Origin of the sequence: Corynebacterium lowii (assembly GCF_001412085.1) — a bacterium.
In the GTDB taxonomy this organism is placed as follows: domain Bacteria; phylum Actinomycetota; class Actinomycetes; order Mycobacteriales; family Mycobacteriaceae; genus Corynebacterium; species Corynebacterium lowii.
The window spans coordinates 100,326-126,407 of the sequence record NZ_LKEV01000001.1 but is presented as its reverse complement, the minus strand read 5'-3'; the positions used below and the strand labels follow the sequence as shown (position 1 = coordinate 126,407).

Sequence of the window (26,082 nt, the reverse complement as noted above, 5' to 3'; positions counted from 1 at the left end):
AGTTGCTATGAACACCACCGTGATGAAGATGGCCCTGTCCACCGGGCGTGATGCGTGGAGCCGCTACCGCGACTTCCGCGAGCGCAAGGCCACCGAAGCCTACGATGCGCTTGCCGACGCCGCCAGCACCTACGCCAACAACTACGAGGACGCCGCCGAAAACCTTAAGGAGAGTCCCGGTAAAGTGGCCGAACAAGCACGACGCCGCCTGAATAACGCAATGGAAACCCTGGAATCCAAGGGCAAGGACCTCTACGAGTCTGCCGCCGAGACGCAGAAGAAGAACGCCAAGGAAGCTAAGAAGATGAGCCGTCGCACCAAGCGCCGCGCGGAGAAGGCGGCCGCCAAGGCCACCGATAAGGCGCAGAAGAAGATTGACCGCAAGGAAAGCAAGAAGAAGGGTCCGGTGCGCCGTGCCTTCCGCCTGGTGCTCATCCTGAGCATCCTCGGCGGCGTGGCCGGTGCGCTGTACAACTACTTCCGTAAGCCCGCCAAGGTCGGCCCCATGCCCCCGCGCATCAATGAGTTTGCCTCCTCCCGCCCCACGCAGTCCGAGCTGCTGTATTCCTCCACCACGCCCACCCCGGAGGAGGAGAAGGAAAAGCAGGAGGAGCGCCAGGAGCTCGCCGCCGAGGGTGAGGACCTCATCGCCTCCCTCGACGAGCAGCTGGAGCGCCACCGCAAGGAGGATTAAACCCCTTCCCCTGACATAGCCAGGGTCAATTCATCCAGGCTCACCTCGCCGCGCTGGCAGGCGAGGATTTGCCGTCCCAACCCCAGGACCACGAAGGAGTCGCCCACGCGCTCCGCGTGCCTGGGGTTATGCGTAATAAATACCACTCCCACCCCACGGGCGCGGGTGGCTTCGATGAGGTCGAGCACCATCCCCGATTGGCGCACCCCCAGGGCCGCCGTGGGTTCGTCGAGAATAAGCACGCGCGCCCCGCTATACACGGCGCGTGCGATGGCTACCACCTGGCGCTGCCCACCGGAAAGGGAAGCGATGGGAACGTCGAGGTCAGGGATATTGACGCCGAGTTCTTCCAATGCCCGGCGCGCCTCCTGGCGCATGTACCCCGTGCGCAAGAAACCCCAGCGGTTAGTCACCTCCCGGCCCAGGAAGAAATTGCGCCACACGCTCATCTCCCCCACCACGGAGAGGTTTTGGTGCACGGTGGCGATACCCGCCTCTAGGGCCTGGCGGGGCGAGGAAAGGGTGACCGGGGTGGCGTCGATAAGCATGGTGCCCTCGGTGGGGCGATGCAGCCCGGAGAGGATACCGATGAGGGTGGACTTGCCCGCGCCGTTATCGCCCAGCACGCAGGTGACCTCGCCGGCGTTGATCCGCAGGCTCACTCCGCTCAGCGCGGGGGCGGCGTTGCCATAGGCCTTGCTCACATCGTCTAATTCGATAATGCTCATCGCGCGCTCCCCTTGGATACGGCGGTATTGGAGAGGACGGCAAGCAGCAGCATGCCACCCAAGAAGAACTTGAACCAATCCGGGTTCCAGCCCGCGTACACGATGCCCTGGTTAATCACCCCAAAGATGAGCGCGCCCAGGGCCGTGCCCACCGCGCTGCCGCGCCCGCCGGTGAGCGCGCAGCCGCCGATCACGGCGGCGATGATGTACAGGAAATCGTTGCCCACGCCCTGCCCGGCCTGTACGGAATCAAAGGCGAAGAGATTGTGCATGCCCATGAACCAGGCGGCAAAGCCCACCAGCATGAACAGCCCGATCTTCACCCCGCGCACCGGTACGCCGGAGGCGCGGGCGGCCTCCTCGTCTCCGCCCACCGCAAAGATCCAGTTGCCCCAACGGGTGCGCAGCAGCAACACGCTGGCCAGGGCCACGAAGAGCAGCCACCACAGGACGGTGATGCGCACCTGAACACCGGCGACGTCGATAGTGGAGGCAAAGACCGCGCGGGCGGAACCGAAGCCCTCCATGTCCGAGATGATCGGCGTGGCCACCTGCCCGGTCACCGCCTTGGTGAGCGCCAGGTTGAGGCCTTGGAGCATGAGGAAGCTGGCGAGGGTGATAAGGAAGGAGGGGATTCCCGTGCGGGTAACCAGATAACCATTCCACGCGCCGATGCCGAGGGCGAGCAACAAGCTCAGGCCCGCGCCCGCCCAGGAGTTCAGCCAGAAATTGTAATTGAGCATGGTGGCGGCCAGGGCGGTGCTGGTCACGGCCACGCCGGAGGAGAGATCGAACTCCCCGCCGACCATCAACAGCCCCACGGCCAGGGCCATGATGCCCATTGTGGAACTGGCGTAAAGCACCGTGGAGATGGCCTCGAAGGAGCGCATGGGCGGGACCAGGATAGCGAAGGCCACGATCACGAGTACCGCGCCCACGAGGCCTGCGAGTTCGGGGCGGCGTTGGAAGCGGTGGCTGAGGTGGGCCAAGGAACCCAGGCCGCTGCCTCGGCTGTTGCCACGGTTGCCGCGGCCGCCTCGGCCCACGCGGCCTGCCCTGTCCACCCGATCCGCACGGCTCTCAGACTGCGGCGCGCTCATCGCAACCCCTTCCCCGCGGCCTCCGCGATGACCTCGATGTTCGTGGCGTCCACGAAGCTCGGGCCGGTGTACACCGGCCTCCCGCCGCCCACGGTGGAGCCATTGCGGTGCGCCAGCCACAGCGCGTCCACCGCCATATAGCCCTGAAGGTAAGGCTGCTGATCCACGGCAAAGGCAATATCGCCCTCTCGGATGGCCCCCACCAGTTCCACATTGGTATCAAAGGTGGCGATCTTAGCCTGGGAACCGGCGGCCTGAGCTGCGTCCACGGCGGTGAGCGCCACGGGGGTTACCAAGCCCATGACCCAATCAATGTGCTGGTCGCGAGCTAGTTTTGCCTGCACTGTGGAGTGCACGCTGGTGAGGTCCATGCCGTTGACGTAGAGGGTTTCCACCTCCGCGCCCCGGCTGCCCTCTTTGAGCCCGGCGCAGCGTTCCTCCTGGGAGGAATTGCCCTGCTCGTGGATGATGCACAGCACGTGGCGCGCGCCTTCCGCGCTCAGGCGCTGCCCGGCCTGGGTTCCGGCGGCGCGTTCCTCCTGGCCGAAGAAGGCGGAAAGGCCGAAGTCCTGGTAGCGGCTCATGCCCGCGTTGAGCCCCACGGTGGGAATCCCCGCCTCCACGGCGGCTTGGGCGGCGGGTCCCAGGGCGTCGGGGTTGGGCATAGTCACCGCCAGGCCGTCCACGTGGGAATCAATGGCGGTGCGCACCAGATTTGCCTGGTTGGGGGCTTGAGGGTCGGCGCTGTAGCGCAGTTCGATGTTGTTCTTGCGCGCGGCGTCCTCGGCGCCTTTGCGCACGAGGTCCCAGAAAGTATCGCCCGGCGCGCCGTGGCTGACCATCGCCACCACCAGGCGCGGGGTGTCTACCGTGCCGGAGGCTCCCTCGGCGGTGTCGGTGCTGCGCGGGGCACCGCCCGTGGCGGAGCAGGCGGTCAGGAGAATACAGGCGAGCGCGGTGCCCAGGGCGCCGATGCCTCGCCTCAATGTTAAAGAGGTCACTATACACGTATTAGCAGCTCACGGTGCTCTTTACCCCATCGATGACGGCCTTGATCGTTACAGAAAGCCCGCGCGGGGGTGAATAATAGGGGCCATGCTCCCCCTGCTCAGCGCCAGCGCCCTCCTCTTCCTCGCGGGCCGCGTGGGCCTCGGCAGCGGGTGGTTCTACGCCGCCACCCTGGGCTCCGGACTCGCCCTTCTCCTCGGCTGGCGGTACTGCGCGCCCCGCACTCGCCTTTCGCTTGCCGACGCCCCCGTGGGCCTTCTCGCAGGCCTCCTCCTGCTGCTCCCCAGCGCGGTGGCCACAGTACTCATGGCCCGAATACCACTCTTTGCTCCCCTTTTCGAGCAGGTCACGGGCCTTCTCGGGGAAAGCGCGCTGCACCCGTGGCAGGCCGTGGCGCTATTCCTCGTGGTGCTGCTCAACGCCACGGCGGAGGAGTTATTCTTCCGCGAGGCCCTGCCCACCCGCCTTAGCCGATACCCCGCAGCGATCTCCGTACTCCTCTATGCGGCCATGACCACGGTGTTCGGTGTGGTGCTACTGCCGGTTGCTGCGGTGGTTCTGGCTACAGCCATGTACCTGCTGCGAACCCGCACGGGTGGCATCACGGCACCGATCGTGGCCCATATTGTGTGGACCAGCGGCATGATCGGCGTGGTGGCGGCGCTGGGTTAGGGGCCTTTAGGGCTTCACCGGCCTATTGGTGGTGAGCTTGGCGTTAATGAAGCGCGTGAGCCAGGCCGGGGAGAAGTGCGAGCCCGCGTACATGATCTTGGCCTGCAAGCCTACCGGCTGGTGTACCTGGGCGATCTTGCCGCGCTCGCGCTCCACCACATCGGCCACGGTCACCGCAATGTCCTCGGGCGTGAGGCGAATACCCATCTTCTCCGTGCCATTGGTGGATACTCCATCGAGCATCCCGGTCTTGGCATAGAGGGGCCACACGGCGGAGACGGTGATGTCATCCTGCTCCCATTCCAAGTTCAGGGCCTCAGTAAGTCCACGCACGGCGAACTTGGTGGTGGAGTACACCGCCATATCCGGGGTGCCGTAGATGGCGGCGGCCGAGGCGATATTCACCAGGCGGGCTCCCGCAGCCTTTTTCAGATACGGGTAGGCGGCGCGGGCACCGTTGAGGACGCCCTTGACGTTCACGTCCACCAGGGCGGCGTCGCGCTCGTAGCTGCCCTCCTCCATGAACGGTCCGGCGTAGAGGATTCCGGCGTTATTCACCACGGCATCGAGACGGCCGCCGGTGTGCGAGGTGAAATCCTCTAGGGCCTTGGTCCAGGATTCGGGATCGGTGACGTCGAGGTGGCCAGAGTGCACTGCCCCCGCACCGAGGTATTCCGTGGCGGTCCACTCGAAGTCATCTACCAGGTCATAGGCTCCCACGGTCCAGCCGCGGCGAGCGAGGTTGAGGGCGGTGGAGCGGCCGATTCCTCGGGCCGCCCCGGAAATAAATACTGAGCGAGGCATACCTTTTACCATAGGCTTATTACAAGGTACGGCATAGTACTTTTGTGGGAAAATAGCGGAAATTGCCCCTAAAAAGGGGTGCTAAGGGCGCAGGCTCTGCACGAAGTTTTCGCGGAGCCAATCCATCTCTTTCACAAATACCTCCGGCGCTCCCGCAGGCAGGGGGCGGGTGCACGCCATGAGGCCGAGCAAAAACCGAATAACGGTAATCTCCCCTCGGATTAATCCGGCCTCCCGCGCCAATCCCAGCACTCTTTCCAACTCTTCAAAGGCTCGGGCTCGATATTCCACCACCTCTCGCGGCTCTGGGTCTGGGCGCAGAGAGGAAAGCGCCGGAGCTAATTGCCCAAGCGAGATGTGGGACATGGCGTGGGAAAACTCCGCCCACTGTTCGGCAGAGGTAACGCCGCTGGTGAGGGCGATAACCTGCGAGAACTTCTCAATGGCGATGGCATTAACAAGGGCATCGCGGTCAGGAAAATGCCGATACAAGGTGCCGACCCCCACCCCTGCGGCCTCGGCAATGGATCGCATGGAGGTGGCCTCACCGTGGGAGATAAAGAGGGACGCCGCAGTATCCACAAGGAGGGCTCGATTTGCCTGCGCATCAGATCTCATAGGAGGAATCATCGCACATGTTGCGACCTCCCTGGAGGGGTGATAATCTCCGCTCTTATTCGGAGCATATCGCTCCGCTTATGGAAGGATAATAGAATGACCACGGAAAACGCCTCAACCGCCGAGGCGCAAAAAGACAACAAAACCACCCTCAAATTCATCGCCACCCTGCTGGGCGTCCCCCTCGTATTGCTCATCATGCTGTTGAGCTTTTTGCTGCCCTCGCTTAACTCCGGGGCCAAGGATCTCCCCCTCGCCGTCAGCGGCCCCGAGCCCGTCATTCAACAAATCACGGGCGGCCTAGAGCAAAAGCAGCCCGATGCCTTTGACGTCACCACCTATCAGAGTGCCGAGGAGGCCCGGGATTCCGTACTCAACCGGGATAACATCGGCGCCATCACCGTGGGAGATAACGGCATCACCATCATCACCGCCTCCGGCGCCGGTACCCCCTACGCATCTTTGCTGCAACAACTCGGCACCGGCCTGGAAAGCACCGAGCAGCAGGTGAGCTACGACGACGTCGCGCCCCTGACCGAGGACGATCCCACCGGCTCCTCCATCGCCACCCTCGGCCTGCCCCTGGTATTCGGCGGTAACGTTTCCGCCATCTTGCTCATCAGTCTGTTCAAAAACTCCCCGCGCCTGCGCGTACTCGGCGGCCTGGCCATCGCCATCATCGGCGGCTTCGCCGTCACCGCCGTGATGCAGTACTCCCTCCACGTGATCGACGGTAACTTCCTCCTCACCGCCGCCGTTCTCTCCCTGGGTATCGCCTCCATCTCCATGACCCTGCAAGGCCTGCACAACCTCGCGGGCATGGCCGGCATCGGCGTGGCCGGTGTGATCCTGCTCTTCTTCTCCAATCCGCTCTCCGGCCTGGCCACCGGAGCCGCGTGGCTACCTTCACCGTGGGGTCTCATCGGCCAGCTCATGCCCATTGGTGCGGCAGGCACAGCCATTCGCTCGGCCGCCTTTTTCGACGGCGCGGGCATGACCTTCTCCCTCACCGTGCTCATCGCATGGACGCTGGCGGGGTTCCTGCTTTCGGCCTTCATCACCAAGCGCCAAAGTAAGTAATTGAGAAAAGGCTGTGCGGAGAGCTCCGCGCAGCCTTTCTTATATCCAGAAACCCCTCCGATACCTCACAGGAAACGCTCGGGATATAAGGAGCTAAGCGCGGCATAGTAGTGGACATGACCGCAAAGAACCCGCGCTTCCAACGCCGCCTCCTGCCCCTCGTCTCCACTGCCCTCGTCGCTGGGCTCGCACTCACCGCCTGCTCCTCCGATTCTTCCGACTCCGCCGCCGCGGCAACGACAACCGCAAGCACCTCCACCGCCAACAGCACCGTGAGCAGCGCAAGTAGCACCACGGGGGCGTCGGCAAGCACCACTAAGCAAACAGTGAAGGATACTGCGGCCGCCGCGCAGGCCTTCCTGGACACGCTCTCCGAGGAACAGAAGTCCACGGTGGTGAAGGATTATGAGGACGATGATAAGTCCATCACCTGGTCTAACTTCCCCGTAACCTTCGTGGAGCGCGCCGGAATTAACCTCAAGGACCTCAACGATGAGCAGCGCGAAGCCGCCATGAACGTGCTCAAAGCCCTGCTTAACGACGACGCCTACGCCACCGTCACCGGCATCATGGGCGGCGACGAGTACCTGCTGGAAAACAGCAACTCCACCGAGGATTCCCTGGGCCAGTACTACATCGCCTTCTACGGCGACCCCAGCGACAGCAGCGCCTGGACCCTCCAATTTGGCGGGCACCACCTGGGCCTCAACGCCACGATGGACACCGACACGCTCACCTTCGCCCCCACCCACCTGGGCACACAGCCCGCCGAATACGTCAATGAGCAGGGCGAGACGATTCAAACGATGGACAAGACCTACACCACGGCCTTCGCCTTCTACAACAGCCTCAACGAGGAGCAGAAAACCAAGCTCTACCAGGGCGAACAGGTGGACACGATGGTCTGCGCCCCCGGCAGCACCTGCGACTACCCCACCGGCACCGGGCTCAAGGGCTCCGACCTCACCGACGAGCAAAAGGAATTGCTTATCGACGTCATCGCCAACTGGGTGGGCATGGCCGACGAGGAAACCACCAACGAAGAACTCGATGCCATCCGCGCCACCCTGGATGACACCTACGTGAATTGGTCCGGAGAGACGGTGTACGACATCAACAGCGGCGGCGACGGCATCTACTTCCAGATCAGCGGCCCCAAGGTATACATCGAGTTCGCCAACCAGCAGGGTTCCGCCGGTGCCGACGTGGAGGGCGTGGTGACCGCAGGTTGGGGCCACGTGCACACCATCTACCGCGACCCCAGCAACGACTACGCCGGTTCCGTGGAACAGCAGCAAAGCAGCGGCCCCGGTGGCGGAGCGCCGGGCGGGATGATGCCGGGCGACGGTGGACCTGGCGGTAACGGCGGTCCTGGTTCTTCCGGTGGGCCGGGTGGTACGGCTCCGGGTGCCGGGGGTACTGCTTCTAGTGGTGCTGCTCCTAGTGGTGCTGCTCCTAGTAACGCCGCTCCGGCCCAGTAGGCTCGGGCTCAGTAAGCCCCAACTGCTGGTTAGATTTTCAATTTCCGGTTGGTGGTGAGAATCCCGTTGCCAAAGCGCACCATCCAACTCGGGCACACCTGAGAAAGCCCGTAAAGCACCTTTGCCGGGAGCCCCACCGGCTGATGCACCTTGGCGATCTTGCCGCGTTCACGCTCCACCATATCGGCGGCGGCCTTGGCTACATCATCGGCCTTGAGGCGCACACCCAGGCGCTTGGTGCTGGTGGCGGAGAAATCATCGAGCAAGTTCGTCTTGACGAAGAGGGGCCACAGCGCACGCACCTTGATTCCCTCCGGCTCCCACTCCACATTCAGGGCCTCCGTGAGACCACGCACCGCGAACTTGCTGGCGGAATACACCGCTAGATCGGGGGTTCCATAAATCGCAGAAGCCGAGGCAAGGTTCAGAAGCGTGGAATCCGGGGTGGCCTTCAAATACGGATAGGCGGCACGAGCGCCATTGAACACTCCCTTGACGTTCACATCCACGAGGGCGGAATCCTTCTCATAGGAGCCGCCCTCTACGAAGGGGCCGCCGTGAAGCACGCCGGCGTTATTCACCAACGCGTCCAGGCGCCCCCCAGTGTGCGAGGTGAAATCCTCTAGGGCCTTGGTCCAGGATTCGGGATCGGTCACGTCGAGGTAACCGTGATGAATCGTGCCTGGGCCGAGGTTTTCCGTGGTGATCCAACCAAAATCATCAAGAATGTCATAGACACCCACGGTCCAACCTCGGCGGGCCAAGTGCAGTGCGGTGGAGCGGCCGATTCCTCGGGCCGCCCCGGAGATAAATACTGAGCGAGACATAGGAACACCCTAACGTGTTTCAGCTCACTTCATAGGTTTTCGAAAGAAAATTTCCGTGGACGCCCCCGTTTGGGGGTGGGGGGCGTGGAGGGGGTTTGGGGTTGGCACTCCCTATCCCCTCGATCCCACACCTGCGAAAAAGGAAGAGGTCCCAGCTGGGACCTCTTGCTTTTCTCATGTCTATGGGGGAGGCACTCAAGCCCGCTAGTCCCACAGCGCTCGTGTCAAGTATAACCTACAGTCATGCTTCCAACAACATTCCCCACCAAAACCACCCTCCAAAGCGTATTAAGCTCCCCACGCTTTGACACTTATCTACTCGCCTGTGACAACGACTCATATAAAGCATCACAGCTATACGCATGGAATGCCGCCGTCTCCGCTGCTTCTATGCTTCCCGCCCACTTTGCCGAAATATCAATTCGCAATGCAGCATCCTACGTATTAGAACGGGTTTATGGTTCACGTTGGCCCTGGGAAGAAACATTCCTTCGCAGTCTACCGGCACCGCGCGGACGGAAATATAATCCTCGCTCAGACCTTGAAATGGTGAGTCGTAGATATACAACCACTGGTAAGGTTATCGCAGAATTAAAACTCGCATTTTGGGCAAAACTTTTCACTGCACGGAACGATACCCGATTATGGGAACCAAATATCCTCAACGCACTCCCGGGTTCACAACACACCGATACACGCATTCTAAGAGCCCACGTATACACGCGCCTTAACGCCCTGCGCCGCTTACGCAATAGAATCGCACACCACGAACCTATTTTCACAAGAGAGCTGAACCAAGACCTAATAGGTATGAAAGAACTAATCCGCCTGCGCTCAACCAGCGTAAGCGAGTGGGTCTCACAACTAGAAACCGTGAGCCCACTCCTCCCCCTCAAATCTCAGTATCTACATAGAACATGCGGATACTAGAGAACAAAGTGCCGTCACTCTAAGCACTACCCCACCTGTTCAAATCACTTCTCAATGAAAAGGCAAACCCCGCAGTGGCAATAGAAATTACATACTGCACCGAGTGCGGAGTCTCTACAGCCACTACAAGAAAAGAAAGTGCCAGCAGTGATACTGAAACAAGATTAAGTACGATGAGAGAAAAAGAGCCTAGATCAAAGGAAGCAAGCAGCTTAGAACCTTTAAATAGAGAGACGAGCGCGAGCGATACTATACTAATCAGCGGAACTACCGTAAAATCTATCAGGTTTCCCCAGCAGAAACCCAGAGCAAGCACGATAGAAGCTAAGATCACGGTAAGAAACGGGAGGCGAGAAAAGAATCGCTACCCTTCCATTTTCCCCTTAATTAAAAATCACTCTTTCGGCTCAGGGGCGTTCAAACACAGTTTAAACTGAGCCACCATAACCTCATCGGCGCCTCGTAATCCAGAATCTTCCCACAAAGTTCCCTCACCACCTTAGCAATTTACGCATACCCCCTACAGCGGCACAGGCATAACCCTCAGAGCCGGTAGCCGGTACAAGCAGCCGACAGTCCCAAGGCACAAAGCGCAACCCACAAAGCCGTAGAGGAGAAGATAAAGCACAGAAACGCCTAAGACCGCACACCATCCCCCGCTGCCACCCAACTACGCCCCAAGCCCCCGCCAGCACCCCACAAAACGAAAAAATCCCCTCACCCATATCCCGGCGAGGGGTTCTGTGGAGCATAGGAGAATCGAACTCCTGACCTTCTGCTTGCAAATGGGCTTTTCTGGGAGTTTGCTAACGATAGCTGCGTTGGTAAACGATAGAAATACCTGGTAGTAGCGTTGATTGCGTTGGCTGATAACAGTACCGGCTAGGCGTGGTGCGAAACTGGTGCGAAACTGAGAGGCTCACCGCTCTTCCTCCAAGAGCCGATTCATGGCCTCAGCAACGCGGTCAAGATCATCGGGAAAAAGGTCGCTGTAGGTGTTCAGCGTCACCGCCGCGCTCGCGTGCCCAAGCATGTTTTGCACCACCTTCACGTTCGCACCAGACCGCACAGCAAGGCTCGCCGCCGTATGCCGCAAGTCGTGCAGCGTCACAGCGGGAAACGTCCCCTCTAGACGCTGCGCTGCTGATGCTTTTGCCGGAACGTACACCCGCTTGTGAAAGTTTGAAGGGTTCAGCACAGCCCCTTCTGTCGTGGTGAACAGTAGGCCTTCCTCCCCTACCTACCCCACCCTGGCTTTTAGTGCATCATGCAGCGCCTCCGGGTAAGCGATCATGCGGTTCTTATGCGTTTTGAGGTCTTTGATCTCTAGTTTCCCTCCGGGGCGTGAGGCAGCACGCCGGAGCCAGATACGCCGCCTATCAAGGAATACATCCTTGCCTCTAAGCGCGAATATCTCCCCCGAGCGCGGGCCACAATAGGCCAGCACGCGGATCATTAACCCATATCCGTGCCCGATGGAGTGAGCAAGGGCCTCTACCTGTTTCACAGTGAGGTAATGCCGATCATCTGGCTTCTCAGACGGGTAGGAGATGCCATGAGCAGGGTTCTTTAGTAGCCGTCCTTCATCGACGGCAAAGCCGAGGACAAGGCGTAGTACTCCCACCGCGTGCCTAATGGTGGCTACGCTGTATCCCTCTTCATGGAGTTCCGCCGCCCATAGTTGCACGTCGGTTTTAGTGATACGGCTTATTGGCACATCGCCCCAGCGTGGCCCGGTGCGCCCGATCCATGTTCGTTGCCTGTCGTAGCGGGTCTTTTTTGACCGGGTAGCCTGCGTGGGTTCCCAGCGCTGCCATACTTCTTGTGCGGTGACCCGCCCATGATCGCGGTCTATGTACTCGCCGCTGCGTATCTGCGCTTCAACGGCTTTGCGGTACTCGTCGGCATCTACCCGTCGTTTGAAGGTTCGGGACTTTTCCTTGCCGTTGAGGTCTACCCACTTCACCGCCCAGTTCTTGTACTCGCGTAGCTGAGTGGTGGTGTACTCCCTGGCCTTGACTTCCTTGTATTTTGCGCTTTCGGAGCCGTCCTTGTTCTTGAACAAGTCCACCACGCGGGCGTTACCCGGCTCCCTATGCTTAGCCATCGGCGTCACGCAGCTCTAATTCATCAATGCTTTTATTGAGCCGCGCTAATCGCTCTTCAATTTCTTTCTCAATTTCTTTCTGCATCTTCCTTGTATTTTCCCAAGTAGAAATATTTGGATCACGGCTATACATTGGAGCAAGGTGGCCATACCAACTTGCATCACCGCTGACAATCTCTAAAGCACGGATCGCACGATCAACGAAAGTAATCATCTCACCCACCCCTTTTACCAGTGTTTTCCTGTCTAACTTGGGTGGAAACCTCTCACCATCGTCTTTCATTCCTTCATGCAGTTCTGTTAGCAGGGGCACTAGTGCCCAGAAATCGTCCATCACATATTCTGCTTTATCTCCCAGGCTTGCAAATCTTCTAACACACTCATCCCAAAGATCATCTATTTTACGGGGCACGTATGCATCCATTAGCTCTTGGATTGGAAGCCTGGAGTAATTAGATATAGCAACAGCCTCTTCAAAGCTGAGTGCTCGCTGACCCGCTTCAACTTTAGAAACCGTCGTTTTTAACCAGTTTCCACCCGTATAGGAATTGACGGCATCAGCCAAGGTTTGCTGTGTAAAGCCAAGATCTTCCCTATGCTTCCTGATCGTCTGACCGAGGAGTTCCCGTGCGGTTTTTTCCGAGGTGCTCATGTAGTTGAGTATGCCACCCGACCTACCACCACCCAACGCAGTTGCGTTTATCGGAACTAGTTGCTACATTCGGTTCAGTACCGACAAGCGGTACAAGTACCTAGGAGGTCAAGATGGGTTTGCTTACCACCACTCAGGTAGCGGCCAAGACAGGCATAAGTGAATCAACGCTCCGCTACTTCCGGGCCAACGGAAAAGGCCCTGAGTGCGGGAAGATCGGGCGGCGCGTGATGTACCGCCCCGAGGACGTGGACGCTTGGATCGCCCAGCAAATGGAGTCCACCGCGCGCGGCGGCACCGAGGAAGAGGAAGCCGCATGATCGAGCACCCGGTAATCCTGCATCGTCCCCAAGGCCTGCATGAGCATTTCCAGGCCGAGGCCGACCAACACCTACTACCGAAGGAGGAGGCAGCATGATCCACGGCCCTTTCACTGAGGAACTCATCACCACCATGCTCAACGCCGCAGCCGATAGCTATGACGGCATTGCCCTCATTGCTGATGGTGCTATTGCCGCCGATGAACTCGACCCAGACGCCTACGACCTCGCAGGCTGGACTGAGGAGATCAACACCTTCATCGCGGCCCGTGGGATCACCCTTGACGAGTTTCACTACGATCACGCGAGCATGTTTTGGTCAATCGGGGCAAACTACTACAACCCGGAAGAGCCTCTAGCCGCATGAGCACCACTAGAATCAGGAGGCATGAAGGTGACGCCGGAGATGCACAAGGCCCTAGCCGACGTCGAAGCGGCCGCCGCCGCGCTCAACGACGCCAAGGTTCGCCGCGACGATGCGGTTCGCAAGGCCACGAAGGTGGGCGTACCGATAGCTCATATTGCCGCCGCTGCGAACCTCTCCCGTCAGCACGTCTACAACCTGAACAGCGACTAAAGCCCAAGTCTGTAAAAAGATTTGACAGAACAGTAAGTGTCCAATATCTTTACACTTGCACGATGAAAAACGACGCTGCAACCAGCATCCACTACCACATTTCCGCCGGTTACAGCGTCTCCACCCAGACCCCCACCAAAAGGGGGCTGAAACAGCTCAGCCTACAAGGAGGCAAAGCATGACTCATGCTACCCTCGCGCCCGCACTGGGCGCTACCGAACCGTACCTGCTCCACCTCCGCGACACGGCGGCCTCGACTCGCACCCACTACCGCCTACTTCACGGCGGGCACATGCGCATCGAACGCGCGGTCATGGCCGTGGTCAATATCCACGACGCGCAGGCGGCCTACGCCCACGGTGCGGGGTTCCTGCTATGCCCCGAGTGCGTGCAAGCCCAGTCCGCCCAAGCGCGCGCCAGGAGGGAAGAACAAGCCCACACGCAGCACATGGCTGATCTTGCGGCCCGCAAAGATGAGCTTCTGAGCACCCTCGTTGATGCACACCTCATCGGCGGGGATACCCGCCACCTGCTCAGCCAGCTCGCAGCCCTTAACCTCGCCCTGGCCGCTGAAGGCGGTGCCCGATGATCCTCGAAGCACTCACCACCGTCGTATTCCTCGCCTCATGCCTCTTCCTACCCGGAGCCTGGGATCTACTACGCCGCTAAGGCACGGCCCGAGCTGCACCTGACCTTTTTACCGGCACCGGGAAAAGGTCAAGGGGCGGGGCCGCCCGGTCATAGTGGCCGCGCGGCGGCGGCCCCGGAGGGACTTTCCGACAAATCTGGCGAAACCCCCACGGCACCCCTTTTCAGGCGATCCCCTGAAGAAACCACGCGATTGCGCGATTCCGCAAACCGGCGAAACCGATTCCGGCGACCGCCGAAAAACCCCAAAACCCCAGCTCACAGGACACCCACAACCATCCATACCGTCACGATACGAAAACCCAAGGAGGAAACACACGTGACTAACCAGCCCTCAAACAGCATGGAAGTACTCGCCGCGCTCATCGAAGCCCCCGCACCGCGCGCGAAGAAGCAACTCGCCCGCCTCGTAGCCGAGGACTTCCCCGACTGGAAACACCAGCGCGTCTTTGAAGCCCTCCACCACATCACCTACCCCGACCACCCCGGCTTTGGCTCCGTGCACGTCCAGATCGAAAGGTGGCTACTCGATGAAGGCTACCTACGCGATAGCGACGATGGGCTACGCGCCTTCCTGGCAGAACTGGTATCCCACCGGGGCCACCTCAACTACCTCGAAGGCCACGTCCAAGACCTCATCGAAGAGTCCTACCACACCCGTGGCGGTGCGATCCTTGACGCCGCCGCCGACTCAGTGCGATCAGCCCCGCTAGAAGAGTCCAGCGCCTTCCTAGCGGAAGCCATCACAAAGCTGCGCTCCATGTACCTGAGAATCAACCACCACCCCACCGTCAAGGAGGCCAAAGCCGCATGAACCTTCACGTACCCCCACCCTCCCAGCCGCTGGCCGTAGCCGAAGCGCTCATGGCCTCCCACTTCAACCAGGACGGCTACCCCACCCTGGTCTACTTCAACGCCCTGTGGTGGCAATACACCGGCATCTGCTGGAAGCAGATCACCGAACGCGCCGTGCGCGACGCCCTCTACGACGTGCTACGCGACGCCACCTACGACGAAGGGGACGATCAACGCCCCTTTAGTCCCAATCAACGCCGCGTATCTGACATCATTGATCCGCTCAAGTACGCCGCCGGGCGGTTCCTTGACGATGAAAGCCCCCTCCCGGCCTGGATCGCGGGCGGCCCCGCCTGGGTTGATCCCACCACGAACACGCCGGTGAAACTTGGTGACCCTGGGGACTACATCGTGCTGAAAAACGGGGTACTCAACCGCCACAGCCGTACCCTCTACCCCCACCACCCCGGCCTTTTCACCCGCCACCATCTAGGCTTCCACTACGACCCGGCGGCGGCCTGCCCCTGCTGGGGCCGCTTCTGTAACGAGATATTCGCCCACGACCCCGCCGCCCGCGAAGCGCTGCAAGAATGGTTCGGCTACGTCCTATCCGGGCGTACCGACCTGCAACGCGCCCTCGTGCTCGTAGGCCCACCAGCAGCCGGTAAAGGCACCGTCGCCGCCGTCTTAAAAGCCATTACCGGGGCCGCGAACACCACCGCCGCTTCCCTTGACCGGCTAGGCGGGCGTTTTGATCTGGCTTCCTGGGACGGCAAACTACTCGCCCTTTTCGAGGACGCCCGCGACGATGGGCGCACCCACGTAGGGGCCGCCGGGGTCTCCACCATGCTCAGCGTCGTAGGGGAAGATTCAATGGTCATTGAACGCAAGAACCGTGACGCCTACACCGTGGATAAAATGAGCGCCCGCATTATGATCGTGGCGAACTCAGAACCCACCTTCAATGACAATACCGGGGCTATTCAACGCCGCATTTTGGGCATTAAACTCGATAAGTCCTTTGGGGGAAAGTCCGATCCGAACATTAAAGCCAATATCCTTAAAGAACTGCCCGGTATTTTCAACTGGGCGCTCGACGGGCTGGCCCGCCTAGAAGCCCAAGGCACCTTCACCACGCCTGCCACCCAAGAAACCATCCAAGCCGAGATGCGCAGCCTAGGAAGCCCCGTGCGCGAGTTCCTAGAGGACGTCTACATCATCACCGGCGACCCCGAAGATCGCGTGCTCTGGGATGAGACCTACCGACTCTACGAGAAGTGGAACCAGGACAACGGGCGCGGTGGCATGAGCAAGCAAAAGCTGCGCAACCAGATCAACAACGCCGCCGTGGAAGTGTCCGTCAGGAGGCGCGACGTAGGGCAATGGTCAGGCGAGAAGTCCCGCAAGCGCCAATGGTTCACTATGGGCGTGATGGTGTAGCCACCGTGAAGTAAAACCACCGAGACCGTATATTCCGCCTGGTCAGAGCCTAGTTCCGTACTAAGACCGTACCGAGACCGTTAAGACCGCCTGGTCAGAGCCTATTTTCACCCCCATGTAGTGACATTGAACACTATGTGGGGGTTTGCGGTCTCAAGACCGTAACCTTACGGAACCACCCTCTGACCAGGCGGTCTCAACGGTCTTAGGTTCCGTGACTCATACTCTCATACGTTATAGGGCGTACCGGGCCGAGCCATAAGGTCTATGCCCCGATTCCCGCCCGCCGTCGCAGTGCGCGCCCACCCTCACCCCGCGCGGTGGCATGGTGTCCATGCCTCGTTGCGCTCGCCTTGACTGCCCCCGACCACAGAACCCCCACACCCGATATGGGCTAGGTCTCTGCCACCACCACGACGCCCAATACGCCTCCGGCACCATCGGAGCCGACCATGACCCCCGCGTGAAGGAATGGCCCGTCTCCCTCGCCTACGCCCTCATCGAGGCCATGCGGCTACCCGGCGAAAAGAACCGGGCCTTAGCCCGCCGCCTAGGCGTTCCCAAGGACATCGTTCACCACACTGTTCACCGCCATTGGCCGGTACTGCGCTCTGTGACATGGGAGCAATTAGCCAGCGGTGCAGCCGACGAACTCTATCGCATGTACTTCCAGAGAGAAACACCATCACGCATTACCGACGATAAAGCACCACGCAGCTACGAGCGCAAAGCCAGAGCAAAGAAACAACTCAGAACAATACTTAAAAGCTACACACAACCAACACACCAACAACAGCAAGCAGCATAAACACAACAAGACAAAAGAAGAAACAACAAACAGAAAGAAAGAGAAGAGAAAGAAGAAAGCAAACAACAAACAATAAGAAGAAAGAACAAGAAACAAACACAACAGAACGGTGAACAGCAAACAACTCAACAACAAGGCAAGAAACAAAAGAACAACACACAAGCATGACAATACTTAATGAGAAGCAATCACAAAGCACAATACAAGCAACTAAGGCAACCCTCACAAGCGAAGGGGTGGGGGTACCCTCCCCCAAGGGGTAGACCCCTCCCACCTCCCGGTTTTACGAGGAATCCACGCACAGGGCTTTTTAGGCCGCGTTTCACATTATTTCAGCCCTCTAACTACTTCTGCTGAATGGTGGTTGCCGCTGGTCAGGTGGGGTGTTGGGAAACTTCCGGGCGTTTCCTTTTTCGGGGTGGGAAACGGGTAACGGGTTTGTGGCCGCCGATGTTTTACAGGGGACGTTTTACGCGGCGGGGTGTCGCAGAATGGAACGTTTTATGCAGGGTGTTTCACGATAGGGGCATGGAGACCAAGCAGCGTAACCGGGCGGGGAAGTCCCCGCCGCGTATGAGGAAGAAGTGTGGCTCGAACGCGGGCTACCAGCACCATATCCGTAAGCGGGAGTCGCCGTGTCAGCGGTGCCGTGAGGCTCATTCTGCATGGGCGCGCGCGGCGCGTCGTGGTGAGAAGCCGAAGGGCTGGGTACCGAGCGTGCGGATTGAAAAGCGTATGACGATGCTCATTGATCGCGTGGCGTCGATGAGCGAGGAAGAACTAGAGGCGTTAGCCGTGGCCCATGAGCGCCAGCTACGCCTGGAAGCACAAGCAGAGAGGTAGAGGGGTAAGCATGAGTGGGTTTTTTGGGAAGCGGTTGGCACCGTTTTATGAGTACGCGGCCGAGGAGAACGCGCCGGTGATTCCTCCGCTGGCCGAGGAGATGGAAGAGGCTGATCGCCGGATTGATGCCCAGGTCACGGCCTTAGCTGAGGCGTTGGCCGGGCCAGCCAAGGGTGAGGTAGCCGAGTTGGGCCGTTTGGTGGCCCAAGGCGAGATGACCCCAGCGGCGGTGAAGAAGAAGTTGGAGGGCTTTGGGGCGCGTTCCCTGCCTACAGGTTCGGGTTTTTCGCGGGTGCAGACGGTGTGTGCTGCTGCTCGTGAGGAGTACCAGCGTTTGGAGGATAAGCCGGAGTATGCGGTGTCCGCGTTGCGGAAGTCGTGCTTGCCGGTGCTGCGTGATGAGGTTGATGCTCGTTTGCGTGGGGTCATTGAGGCGTGGGGGAACCTTCCGGGCACGGTACAAGAAGAGGTGTTAAGCGGGCCTGGCGGGGTGTTTTTCGTGGGCTTGTTGCAGGATGTGGACGTATCAGAGATTTCTGGTGAGGAGTTGGAGGCCCGCCGCGCTCTGGAAGCCGCATGGCATCACTATGAGGAGTTCTACCAGCCATTTGTGTTGCAATGGCTGATGGGCGTGGATCGAAGTGTGGGCATGGAGCCAAGTCAGGAGTATCTGCCGGACTATGACGCTTTGGTTTTTGACGCGACGGGTTGCGCGGTGTTGGCAACGGGCCGGAAGGTGGAGGAACTGGTAGCCACGGGCCAGGCTGAGGGGTGTCTAGAGGTGTTGGCTGATCCGTTTGGGGCGGATAAGCAGGAGTATCAGGCCCGTGTGGACGCTATCGCGGCGGTGAGGTCGTGGCGGTTCGCGTTCAACGATCATGCTGCTGTGGGCGCGCTGCATAGGGGTAACCGTGCCATCTTGAAGGCGCGTAAGGATATGTCAGCTGGGCAGGTGGAAGCCGCTATGCGAGAGGAAGGGGCTTGGGCATGGGATTAGCAACCGGCCCTACCGGGCAAGAACTGCGCAATATGCCGTGGCGCGGGAAAAGCGAGGGCCTAGCAATGCCGCGGATTGTTACCGAGGATCTAGGTGGGGTGAAAAACACCGTCCGTAAGCCGGGGTCGTATCGTCCTGCCCCGCCGAGGGAGCCGGTAGAACGCGGCTGGTGTGGCTTACACCCGACCCCACCTACGCGGCAAGCCCAGCCGGAATACCAGGCCCCGGCCCCCACTCGTGCGGAGTTGGAGGCCATTGGGCGACGTATCGCAGGCCATGAGCCTTGTCGTGCCCCTGGTGATGATGAAACTATTGATGAGATTGGCAGGCGCATCTATGGGGACGAGTAAGCGATACGATCAGGAGCGGGGGAAGGCGATTGCGGGGGTGGTGATGAAGTCCGCTGGTATGCCCGAGGACTTAGCCCAGTGGGTGCATGGTGACTCTGATAGGGAGGTCATTGATGATGCGTGGGCGTTTGCCCAGGAACTTCACGACACGGGAATGATTAGGCTCGATACCTCACCAGAAGAGGTGCGCGCCCGGCGCGGGAAGGCTGGCCCTGGGCTTGTCTAAGCCCCTGCCCTAGCCGCGTGGCCCGCCCCTGGCCCGTGTGGCGCGCGGCACCGGGGCCGGGGCGCATGGTCAAAAATGACCGGCTGCAAGGCCCCCTGGCTTATCCCGGCCCACCTACTCCCCGGCTAAGGCCACGACCAGGGGGCTGGCTCATGCCCGCGTTTGAAGGGAGTCAAGGCCGCACTGCTAGGGCCACGCGGGGCCGGGGGCCTGGTGCTCATTTTTGCGCGAAAGTCCCTACCCCGGCGGCGGCTGGTTTCCGGCGCGCAAGCGGTGGCCTTGATTCAACACGCACCCCGCACCCCCGGCCCCCGCCGCCTAGCCCAGCAAAGCCAGGGGCGCGCGTCTAGAAGGTTCCCGGAGCCGGGGGCTTCACCAAACCCACATAGGCCGGGGCCTGGTACTCATCTCTGAGGCCCCCACCCCTCTGTGTGACGCTCATCGTTACCCAGCCTCGTGCCCACCACAGTGTGCAAACATCAGACCACTGCACACCACAATGGGCACGGGGTGGGGCGGTGGGCGCTCACGTGGTTGCCGGTGCTCGTGCTTTTCGCGCCGTGCGAAACTGGTGCGAAACTGGGAATGATGAAGGCCGGTTCTCAGTGCTCTGAAAACCGCCCTTGACCTGCTAGAATATGTTGTGGAGCATAGGAGAATCGAACTCCTGACCTTCTGCTTGCAAAGCAGATGCTCTACCAATTGAGCTAATGCCCCATTGTCCCTTTGGTGGGCCTAGCAAGAATCGAACTTGCGACCTCATCGTTATCAGCGATGCGCTCTAACCGACTGAGCTATAGGCCCTTGGAACGTGTATGTACTTTACAGAGCGCTCCCGCAGGGGCACAAATCACCAGTTCACACGGGTAATTAGTGCCCCCGCAGGGCTCTGTAAACCATCACAGTATGCCATCACGCCACCACAGCGCCACGCCTTACTGTGCGCTCTGTACGCACAAAGCACACAAGACGTACAGAGGCCACGCAGCGCACCCTTAGCGCGCGTCCTCAATCTCCAGGGCCAGTCCGCCAAAGAGGTCCACCACGGAGTTGTAGATGATGGCGCATAGCGGAGCCAGGAGCGTGGTCAGGATGGCCACCAGCGCCCCCAGGAGGGCGGATACGCTAATCACCACGCCAAAGTTGATGATTCCCTCGCCGCCGATTCCGCCGATCACGGAGTTGAGGCTGTCCCATACACCCACGGTGTTCAGCCCCAGGTAGAGGAGAACCACGCAGAGTATCCACGCCACGAGTCCCACGAGGGAGAGTGCCAGGGCCACGCGGAACGCGGCCATCGGTGGTATGCGCGATACCACTACTTCTCTGTATGCCATCTGCTGATTCCTCTAGTCGTTGCTGCCGGAGGTCGGATCAGATTCTACCCCGGGGAGGGTCTGCGCGGGGGCTTCTTCCTCGGCGGGGCTGCTTACTTTGCCCGTGGCCACGGCGCTGGCTTCTTGTTCGCCCTCGCCTTCCACGTTGCGGTCAATAGCAAAGAGCTCCACGTCCTTTTCCAGGTTCACCAGGCGCACGCCCATCGTGGCGCGGGAGGAGGGGCGAATCTGGGCCACCTCGGTGCGGATCACGCCGCCGGCGGAGGTGATGGCGAAGATTTCATCGTCCTCGTCCACGGTCATCGCGCCGATGAGCTTGCCGCGCTTGGGGGTGTACTTGAAAGTCACCACGCCCAGGCCGCCGCGTCCCTGGGAGTTGTACTCCTCGATGGGGGTGCGCTTGCCGTAGCCGCCGGAGGTGGCCACGAGCAGGGAGCCGCCGTCGCGCACCACGCACATGGCGAGCAGTTGGTCCTCGCCGCGGAAGCGCATGCCCTTCACACCGGCGGTGGCGCGGCCCATCGGGCGCAGTTGCTCGTCGTCGGCGGTAAAACGAATGGCTTGGCCTTCCTCGGAAACAAGCAGCAGTTCGCTTTCCTCGGAGCAGAGCGCGGCGCCGATGAGGCGGTCGCCCTCGCCGAGGTTGATGGCGATGAGCCCGCCCGCGCGGTTGGTCTCATAGTCGGCCAGGCGGGACTTCTTCACGCGGCCCTGCACGGTGGCGAGCACGAGGAAGGGAGCGTCCTCGTAGGACTGAATCTGAATGACCTGCGCGATGCGCTCCTCCGGCTGAAGTTCCAGCAGGTTAGCCACGTGCTGGCCGCGCGCGGTGCGGGAGGCCTCGGGCAGTTCGTAGGCCTTGAGGCGGTACACGCGGCCGAAATTGGTGAAGAAGAGTATCCAATCGTGGGTGGAGCACACGAAGAAGTGCCGTACCACGTCGTCGGATTTCAGCTCCGCGCCGCGCACGCCCTTGCCGCCGCGCTTCTGGGACTTATAGGCGTCCACCTTGGTGCGCTTGGCATAGCCGGTAGAGGTGATGGTCACCACCACGTTTTCGCGGGCGATGAGATCCTCCTCGGACACATCGCCGGAGGCAGCGACGATCTGGGTGCGGCGCTCGTCGCCATGCTTTTCGACGATCTCCGCCAACTCGTCGCGGACGATGGAGCGCTGGCGCTCGGGGGAGGCCAGAATGTCCTTGAGGTCGGCAATCAGGGCCTCTACCTCTTCGAGTTCGTCAATGATCTTCTGGCGTTCCAGGGCCGCCAGGCGGCGCAACTGCATCGCCAGGATGTGATCGGCCTGTACCTCATCGACGTCGAGAAGCTCCATCAAGCCCGTGCGCGCAACGTCCACCGTGGCGGAGCGGCGGATGAGAGCAATGACCTCATCGAGGGCGTCGAGAGCCTTGACCAGGCCACGCAGGATGTGGGCGCGCTCCTCGGCCTTGTCCAGGCGGAACTGGGTACGGCGCACGATGACGTCGATCTGGTGCGCCACGTAGTTACGCAGCATCTGGTCCAGGCGCAGGGTGCGCGGCACGCCCTCCACGATGGAGAGCATGTTGGCGCCGAAGTTCGTTTGCAGCTGGGAGTGCTTGTAGAGGTTATTGAGCACCACGCGCGGCACGGCGTCGCGCTTAAGCGTGATAACGATGCGCAGGCCCACGCGATCGGAAGTTTCATCGTCGATCTTGGAGATACCCGCGAGTTTCCCGTTGGCCACCTGCTCCGCGATATTGGAGACGAGGTTATCCGGGTTCACCTGGTAAGGCAGTTCCGTAATAACGATGGTCTGGCGGTTGCCCTGCTCCTCGATGCTGGTCACGCCACGCATGCGGATGGAACCGCGCCCGGTGGTGTAGGCGTCCTTGATGCCCTGGTCGCCCACGATGAGCCCCGCAGTGGGGAAATCGGGACCCTTGACGTACTTCATGCACGCCTCCAGAGCCTCCTTTTCCTCCGCCTCCGGGTTGCTCAACAGCCAATAAATGGCGTCGGCCAGCTCGTTGAGGTTATGCGGCGGGATATTCGTGGCCATGCCCACGGCGATACCGCCGGAGCCATTCATCAGGAGGTTCGGCACCCTGGAGGGCAGAACATCCGGCTCCATCGTCTTGCCGTCGTAGTTGGGCGAGAAGTCCACGGCATTCTCACGAATATCGCGCACCATCTCCATCGCCAGCGGCGTCAGGCGGCACTCCGTATAACGCATGGCGGCGGGGCCGTCGTTACCGCGGGAGCCGAAGTTACCCTGGCCATCCACCAGCGGGTAGCGCATGTTCCAGCTCTGCGCCAGGCGCACCAGAGTGTCATAAATAGCGCTATCGCCGTGGGGGTGGAACTGACCCATCGTGTCCGAAACCGGGCGCGCGGACTTCACGTAGCCGCGCTCCGGGCGGTACCCGGAATCGAACATCGCGTACAGAATACGGCGGTGCACCGGCTTGAGGCCGTCGCGCACCTCCGGCAACGCGCGGCCCACAATCACGGACATCGCGTAGTCGATATAACTCGACTGCATCTCCTCATTGATGTCAATGGGGTGGATGCGATCGAACAGGTCATTGCCCGACCCGTTGTTATCCTCGCTCATACTCACCTTCTCTATGGAAGAACATTCCCCGCCCATCTTAGTGCCCTCAGCGGGCCGTGGCGGCATTGCGGGAAGGGGGCGGTATCAAAGTGATACCTGCTTATCGACGCCGCGAGCGCTCCTGTAGAGCGGTATCGTGCGGGCAGGCTGGGTGAACGCTCTCCTACCTGCTAGAAGTAGAAGAATGGAGAATCGCGCCCCTGCATTAAGTGAAAGCGCAATCCAAGCCCTCGTTCAAGAAGCCGAGGCTGGCATGGACTTTAGCCACGCCCAGCCCCAGGCCAACCCCCATTACACCGGCCCCCACTTCAGCGAGCACGTATGGGCGCAGCTCAACGCCCGCGCGCTCCGCGAGGGAAAGCACCCTTACGGGATTGTTGAAGAGATAGTGAGCGAGTACTTCGCAGTACCAGGTTCCACTCTGTAGTACAGCTGCTCCGCGAAAGCCCCGGAACGATCCCTGGTTTGACTGGGCCCGGCAACGCGCCTGGAATATGAACTACATCGCCGGGGTTACGTATTTTTCTCACCCCTCCCCATGCGCCCGGTGCACCGCCGCACTGAGTTCCCGGCGCAACTCCACGAACTCCGGTTCCGAGGTCACCTCCCAGATACGCCGCAGCCGTTCCTCCTGCCCGGCGTCCGCACTCGTCTCAGAGCCCTCGCCCACCCCAAAACCAGCACCCACCCCAGAACCACCATCAACAGCCCCCACCTCCGAAGCCCGCAACCCTTCCGGCACGGCCACGTCGTGAATCACCCGCCCCGGCCTGGCGGCCAGCACGATAATGCGGTGCCCCAGCAGCAGCGCCTCCTCCACGGAGTGCGTCACAAATACGATGGTGGGGCGGTAGCGCTGCCACACCCCGAGGAGTTCGGCCTGTAATTGTTCGCGGGTGAAGGGGTCCAGCGCCCCAAAGGGTTCATCCATGAGCACCGTTTGTGGGCTGGTGGCCAGCACCCTGGCTATTTGGGCGCGTTGCTGCATACCCCCGGAGAGTTCGTGGGGGTAACTGTCCGCGAAGTCGCTCAATCCCACGATGTCCAGCAGTTTTTCTCCCTCCTCGCGCTGGCTTTCCTTGCCGGTGAATCGCGCCCCGGCCAGCACGTTATCGCGCACGCTGAGCCAGGGGAAGAGGGTGGGCTGTTGGAATACCACTCCCCTATCCACCCCTGGGCCGGTGACCACCTCGCGTGCTCCCTCGGGCGACACCACGCTGATCTCTCCGTGGCTGGGCGGGAAGAACCCGGCCATGAGTTTGAGCAGGGTGGACTTTCCGCAGCCAGACGGTCCCAGGAGCACCAGAATCTCTCCCGTGGGGTATGTCCAAGGTGATGTCGCGCAGCGCCTCGATGGGCGTACCGGAATCGGTGGTGTAGGTCTGGCTCACGGATTGGAGTGTGAGCATGGGTTATTCTCCTGTCTCCGCGTCGATGTACCGCGCGGCGTTCTGGTAGTGGCTGAGGTCGGCGGCCTGCACCTCGCCTTGTTCTTGGAGGAAGGCGGCGGTGTCGTAGAGCGCCTGGGCCACCTCGGTCATTGCGGCGGGCTGCTCGTCGGCCGGTACGGGGCGCACTCCTTGGAGTTGTTCGGCGGTTTCTTCGGGGCTCATCTGTGTCTGCGCGGCGTTGGCGGCGATGTAGCCCTCGGGGTCGTCGATAGCTTGGCCGGTAGCCCAGTTCTGTAGCCGCACCCACATGCGCAGAATCTCCGGGTTAGCCTCGGTGTGGGTCCGGCTCATCAGGGGCACGTTGAAGGTGGGTGCGCCTGCTTGGGCGACGTCGCCGGAGTCGAGCAGGGTGGTGCCGCTGCGCTGAATCTCCATGAGGGTGGGGTTCCAAATATAAGCAGCCTCGATTTCGTCGGAGGCCCAGGCGGCGGGGAGTTTATCGGGGGAGATATTGGTGATCTCTACGTCCCGGCGCGGGTCGAGTCCGGCGCTTTCGAGCGCTTTGAGCAGGCTGTAGTGCGCGGTGGAGGAAAAAGCGGTGGCGATTTTGCTGCCCTTTAATTCCGCCACGGTGGTGGCGTGCTTGGCCACCAGGGCCTCGGAGGAGCCGTTGAAGAAGCTCACCATCGGCACGATGACGTCGAGGTTCAGCGGGGCGCTCAGCGCCTTGGCGGCGGGGGTGGAACCTAAAAAGCCGTAGTCGATGGAGCCGGAGGCGAAGCCCTGCACCACGTCTTGACCGGTGGGAAAGCGCGTCCAGGTCACGTCCACGTTAGGCAGGCAGGCCTCTAACATTCCCTGGTCGCGCAGGTAGAGGTCGGGGCCGGGTATGACCTGGTATCCCAGGCGCACCGAGCCGGAGGCCTCGCTGGGGGCGAAGGGGCAGGTGGCAGCACTGCTCAGCTCGTATTCGGAGGCGGGTTTGCCCACGCAGGAGGTCAGCGCGGCACCAGAGAGCAGGCAAACTAAAGACACAAATAAACGGGTATTC

The 26,082-nt window shown here is 60.9% G+C and carries 28 protein-coding genes and 2 tRNA genes; 15 read left to right on the top strand and 15 right to left on the bottom strand.

The genetic code is table 11. The features are described from left to right. The first annotated feature begins 7 nt into the window (after positions 1–7). Complete coding sequence (locus tag Clow_RS00585) at positions 8–694, top strand: hypothetical protein (protein ID WP_055174864.1); 687 nt, start codon at positions 8–10, stop codon at positions 692–694. On the opposite strand, the gene Clow_RS00580 is transcribed toward Clow_RS00585, so the two are convergent. Genes Clow_RS00580 through Clow_RS00570 form a run of 3 tightly spaced genes read right to left on the bottom strand, consistent with a single transcriptional unit; the run spans position 691 to position 3,508 of the window. Further along, a complete protein-coding gene (locus Clow_RS00580) occupies positions 691–1,422 on the bottom strand; it encodes an ATP-binding cassette domain-containing protein (RefSeq protein WP_055174861.1) in 732 nt (243 codons plus the stop codon). The genes Clow_RS00585 and Clow_RS00580 overlap by 4 nt on opposite strands. Next, the gene (locus Clow_RS00575) at positions 1,419–2,522 is read right to left on the bottom strand and encodes an ABC transporter permease (RefSeq protein WP_370871886.1); all 1,104 of its coding nucleotides are present in this window, start codon (positions 2,520–2,522) and stop codon (positions 1,419–1,421) included. The genes Clow_RS00580 and Clow_RS00575 overlap by 4 nt, the downstream gene beginning before the upstream one ends. Beyond that, positions 2,519–3,508: a substrate-binding domain-containing protein gene (locus Clow_RS00570; RefSeq protein ID WP_370871897.1), complete on the bottom strand. Its 990-nt coding sequence runs from the start codon at positions 3,506–3,508 to the stop codon at positions 2,519–2,521. Before Clow_RS00570 ends, Clow_RS00575 begins: the two co-directional genes overlap by 4 nt. Positions 3,509–3,617: 109 nt before the next feature. Here Clow_RS00570 and Clow_RS00565 point away from each other — a divergent pair, with 109 nt between their 5' ends. After that, the gene (locus Clow_RS00565; RefSeq protein WP_055174856.1) at positions 3,618–4,202 is read left to right on the top strand and encodes a CPBP family intramembrane glutamic endopeptidase; all 585 of its coding nucleotides are present in this window, start codon (positions 3,618–3,620) and stop codon (positions 4,200–4,202) included. 6 nt (positions 4,203–4,208) lie between these two features. Here the strand turns inward: Clow_RS00565 and Clow_RS00560 are convergent, their stop codons facing one another. Next, entirely contained in the window at positions 4,209–5,006 is a 798-nt protein-coding gene (locus tag Clow_RS00560) for an SDR family oxidoreductase (protein WP_055174853.1), read from the bottom strand. A gap of 81 nt (positions 5,007–5,087) precedes the next feature. Further along, on the bottom strand, positions 5,088–5,624 hold the full coding sequence (locus Clow_RS00555) for a TetR/AcrR family transcriptional regulator (RefSeq protein ID WP_169786554.1): 537 nt from the start codon (positions 5,622–5,624) through the stop codon (positions 5,088–5,090). A 96-nt stretch (positions 5,625–5,720) separates the two neighbouring features. Here Clow_RS00555 and Clow_RS00550 point away from each other — a divergent pair, with 96 nt between their 5' ends. Both Clow_RS00550 and Clow_RS00545 read left to right on the top strand, forming a co-directional pair. Further along, positions 5,721–6,704 (top strand): ABC transporter permease, encoded by a 984-nt coding sequence (locus Clow_RS00550; protein WP_055174848.1) that lies wholly within the window; start codon positions 5,721–5,723, stop codon positions 6,702–6,704. A 116-nt stretch (positions 6,705–6,820) separates the two neighbouring features. Next, entirely contained in the window at positions 6,821–8,185 is a 1,365-nt protein-coding gene (locus Clow_RS00545) for a DUF3500 domain-containing protein (protein ID WP_055174846.1), read from the top strand. A gap of 29 nt (positions 8,186–8,214) precedes the next feature. Here Clow_RS00545 and Clow_RS00540 read toward each other — a convergent pair whose 3' ends face one another. From Clow_RS00540 to Clow_RS11590, 4 genes are all read right to left on the bottom strand, one after another. Then, positions 8,215–9,012 carry an SDR family oxidoreductase gene (locus Clow_RS00540; RefSeq protein ID WP_055174843.1) on the bottom strand — a complete coding sequence of 266 codons (798 nt, stop codon included), beginning with the start codon at positions 9,010–9,012 and terminating at the stop codon, positions 8,215–8,217. A gap of 1,849 nt (positions 9,013–10,861) precedes the next feature. Next, entirely contained in the window at positions 10,862–11,164 is a 303-nt protein-coding gene (locus Clow_RS00535; RefSeq protein ID WP_082418431.1) for a tyrosine-type recombinase/integrase, read from the bottom strand. An 18-nt stretch (positions 11,165–11,182) separates the two neighbouring features. Continuing rightward, the gene (locus Clow_RS00530) at positions 11,183–12,049 is read right to left on the bottom strand and encodes a tyrosine-type recombinase/integrase (protein WP_055174835.1); all 867 of its coding nucleotides are present in this window, start codon (positions 12,047–12,049) and stop codon (positions 11,183–11,185) included. After that, the gene (locus Clow_RS11590; RefSeq protein ID WP_156334497.1) at positions 12,042–12,701 is read right to left on the bottom strand and encodes a helix-turn-helix domain-containing protein; all 660 of its coding nucleotides are present in this window, start codon (positions 12,699–12,701) and stop codon (positions 12,042–12,044) included. The genes Clow_RS00530 and Clow_RS11590 overlap by 8 nt, the downstream gene beginning before the upstream one ends. A 113-nt stretch (positions 12,702–12,814) precedes the next feature. On the opposite strand from Clow_RS11590, the gene Clow_RS00525 reads away from it, so the two are divergent. The 10 genes from Clow_RS00525 (at position 12,815) to Clow_RS00485 (ending at position 19,705) form a co-directional block, all read left to right on the top strand. Beyond that, entirely contained in the window at positions 12,815–13,021 is a 207-nt protein-coding gene (locus Clow_RS00525; protein WP_055174832.1) for a helix-turn-helix transcriptional regulator, read from the top strand. A gap of 94 nt (positions 13,022–13,115) precedes the next feature. Further along, positions 13,116–13,388 carry a hypothetical protein gene (locus Clow_RS00520; protein ID WP_055174828.1) on the top strand — a complete coding sequence of 91 codons (273 nt, stop codon included), beginning with the start codon at positions 13,116–13,118 and terminating at the stop codon, positions 13,386–13,388. 39 nt (positions 13,389–13,427) lie between these two features. Beyond that, positions 13,428–13,598 (top strand): hypothetical protein, encoded by a 171-nt coding sequence (locus tag Clow_RS00515; RefSeq protein ID WP_156334495.1) that lies wholly within the window; start codon positions 13,428–13,430, stop codon positions 13,596–13,598. Between the two features lie 178 nt (positions 13,599–13,776). Next, complete coding sequence (locus Clow_RS00510) at positions 13,777–14,187, top strand: hypothetical protein (protein ID WP_055174823.1); 411 nt, start codon at positions 13,777–13,779, stop codon at positions 14,185–14,187. A gap of 378 nt (positions 14,188–14,565) precedes the next feature. Then, a complete protein-coding gene (locus Clow_RS00505; RefSeq protein ID WP_156334493.1) occupies positions 14,566–15,060 on the top strand; it encodes a hypothetical protein in 495 nt (164 codons plus the stop codon). Continuing rightward, complete coding sequence (locus Clow_RS00500; protein WP_055174818.1) at positions 15,057–16,481, top strand: DNA primase family protein; 1,425 nt, start codon at positions 15,057–15,059, stop codon at positions 16,479–16,481. Before Clow_RS00505 ends, Clow_RS00500 begins: the two co-directional genes overlap by 4 nt. Positions 16,482–16,944: 463 nt before the next feature. Continuing rightward, on the top strand, positions 16,945–17,289 hold the full coding sequence (locus tag Clow_RS11585) for a hypothetical protein (protein ID WP_156334491.1): 345 nt from the start codon (positions 16,945–16,947) through the stop codon (positions 17,287–17,289). Between the two features lie 717 nt (positions 17,290–18,006). After that, the gene (locus tag Clow_RS12120) at positions 18,007–18,132 is read left to right on the top strand and encodes a hypothetical protein (RefSeq protein ID WP_281175620.1); all 126 of its coding nucleotides are present in this window, start codon (positions 18,007–18,009) and stop codon (positions 18,130–18,132) included. Between the two features lie 10 nt (positions 18,133–18,142). Further along, on the top strand, positions 18,143–19,129 hold the full coding sequence (locus Clow_RS00490; protein WP_055174812.1) for a hypothetical protein: 987 nt from the start codon (positions 18,143–18,145) through the stop codon (positions 19,127–19,129). 336 nt (positions 19,130–19,465) lie between these two features. After that, on the top strand, positions 19,466–19,705 hold the full coding sequence (locus Clow_RS00485; RefSeq protein ID WP_156334489.1) for a hypothetical protein: 240 nt from the start codon (positions 19,466–19,468) through the stop codon (positions 19,703–19,705). A 644-nt stretch (positions 19,706–20,349) separates the two neighbouring features. Here Clow_RS00485 and Clow_RS00480 read toward each other — a convergent pair. The 4 genes from Clow_RS00480 to gyrA form a co-directional block, all read right to left on the bottom strand. Further along, positions 20,350–20,422: transfer RNA gene (locus Clow_RS00480), tRNA-Ala, on the bottom strand. A gap of 10 nt (positions 20,423–20,432) precedes the next feature. Beyond that, positions 20,433–20,509 (bottom strand) — tRNA-Ile (locus Clow_RS00475). 191 nt (positions 20,510–20,700) lie between these two features. Then, positions 20,701–21,042, bottom strand: coding sequence for a DUF3566 domain-containing protein (locus tag Clow_RS00470; protein ID WP_055174804.1), 342 nt, complete (start codon positions 21,040–21,042; stop codon positions 20,701–20,703). A 12-nt stretch (positions 21,043–21,054) separates the two neighbouring features. Next, complete coding sequence (gyrA, locus tag Clow_RS00465) at positions 21,055–23,640, bottom strand: DNA gyrase subunit A (RefSeq protein WP_055174801.1); 2,586 nt, start codon at positions 23,638–23,640, stop codon at positions 21,055–21,057. A 184-nt stretch (positions 23,641–23,824) separates the two neighbouring features. On the opposite strand from gyrA, the gene Clow_RS00460 reads away from it, so the two are divergent. Then, positions 23,825–24,067, top strand: coding sequence for a hypothetical protein (locus Clow_RS00460; RefSeq protein WP_055174798.1), 243 nt, complete (start codon positions 23,825–23,827; stop codon positions 24,065–24,067). 99 nt (positions 24,068–24,166) lie between these two features. Here Clow_RS00460 and Clow_RS00455 read toward each other — a convergent pair whose 3' ends face one another. Then, a complete protein-coding gene (locus tag Clow_RS00455) occupies positions 24,167–24,943 on the bottom strand; it encodes an ABC transporter ATP-binding protein (protein ID WP_245625655.1) in 777 nt (258 codons plus the stop codon). A gap of 109 nt (positions 24,944–25,052) precedes the next feature. Further along, complete coding sequence (locus Clow_RS00450; protein ID WP_169786553.1) at positions 25,053–26,066, bottom strand: taurine ABC transporter substrate-binding protein; 1,014 nt, start codon at positions 26,064–26,066, stop codon at positions 25,053–25,055. Positions 26,067–26,082 lie beyond the last annotated feature (16 nt).

Bases quoted from the DNA above. Each gene is read 5' to 3' on its own strand.
- Clow_RS00585 (WP_055174864.1), top strand. From the start codon at position 8: ATGAACACCACCGTGATGAAGATGGCCCTGTCCACCGGGCGTGATGCG.
- Clow_RS00580 (WP_055174861.1), bottom strand. From the start codon at position 1,422: ATGAGCATTATCGAATTAGACGATGTGAGCAAGGCCTATGGCAACGCC.
- Clow_RS00575 (WP_370871886.1), bottom strand. From the start codon at position 2,522: ATGAGCGCGCCGCAGTCTGAGAGCCGTGCGGATCGGGTGGACAGGGCA.
- Clow_RS00565 (WP_055174856.1), top strand. From the start codon at position 3,618: ATGCTCCCCCTGCTCAGCGCCAGCGCCCTCCTCTTCCTCGCGGGCCGC.
- Clow_RS00560 (WP_055174853.1), bottom strand. From the start codon at position 5,006: ATGCCTCGCTCAGTATTTATTTCCGGGGCGGCCCGAGGAATCGGCCGC.
- Clow_RS00555 (WP_169786554.1), bottom strand. From the start codon at position 5,624: ATGAGATCTGATGCGCAGGCAAATCGAGCCCTCCTTGTGGATACTGCG.
- Clow_RS00550 (WP_055174848.1), top strand. From the start codon at position 5,721: ATGACCACGGAAAACGCCTCAACCGCCGAGGCGCAAAAAGACAACAAA.
- Clow_RS00545 (WP_055174846.1), top strand. From the start codon at position 6,821: ATGACCGCAAAGAACCCGCGCTTCCAACGCCGCCTCCTGCCCCTCGTC.
- Clow_RS00540 (WP_055174843.1), bottom strand. From the start codon at position 9,012: ATGTCTCGCTCAGTATTTATCTCCGGGGCGGCCCGAGGAATCGGCCGC.
- Clow_RS00530 (WP_055174835.1), bottom strand. From the start codon at position 12,049: ATGGCTAAGCATAGGGAGCCGGGTAACGCCCGCGTGGTGGACTTGTTC.
- Clow_RS11590 (WP_156334497.1), bottom strand. From the start codon at position 12,701: ATGAGCACCTCGGAAAAAACCGCACGGGAACTCCTCGGTCAGACGATC.
- Clow_RS00525 (WP_055174832.1), top strand. From the start codon at position 12,815: ATGGGTTTGCTTACCACCACTCAGGTAGCGGCCAAGACAGGCATAAGT.
- Clow_RS00520 (WP_055174828.1), top strand. From the start codon at position 13,116: ATGATCCACGGCCCTTTCACTGAGGAACTCATCACCACCATGCTCAAC.
- Clow_RS00515 (WP_156334495.1), top strand. From the start codon at position 13,428: ATGCACAAGGCCCTAGCCGACGTCGAAGCGGCCGCCGCCGCGCTCAAC.
- Clow_RS00510 (WP_055174823.1), top strand. From the start codon at position 13,777: ATGACTCATGCTACCCTCGCGCCCGCACTGGGCGCTACCGAACCGTAC.
- Clow_RS00500 (WP_055174818.1), top strand. From the start codon at position 15,057: ATGAACCTTCACGTACCCCCACCCTCCCAGCCGCTGGCCGTAGCCGAA.
- Clow_RS00490 (WP_055174812.1), top strand. From the start codon at position 18,143: ATGAGTGGGTTTTTTGGGAAGCGGTTGGCACCGTTTTATGAGTACGCG.
- Clow_RS00485 (WP_156334489.1), top strand. From the start codon at position 19,466: ATGGGGACGAGTAAGCGATACGATCAGGAGCGGGGGAAGGCGATTGCG.
- Clow_RS00470 (WP_055174804.1), bottom strand. From the start codon at position 21,042: ATGGCATACAGAGAAGTAGTGGTATCGCGCATACCACCGATGGCCGCG.
- gyrA (WP_055174801.1), bottom strand. From the start codon at position 23,640: ATGAGCGAGGATAACAACGGGTCGGGCAATGACCTGTTCGATCGCATC.
- Clow_RS00460 (WP_055174798.1), top strand. From the start codon at position 23,825: ATGGAGAATCGCGCCCCTGCATTAAGTGAAAGCGCAATCCAAGCCCTC.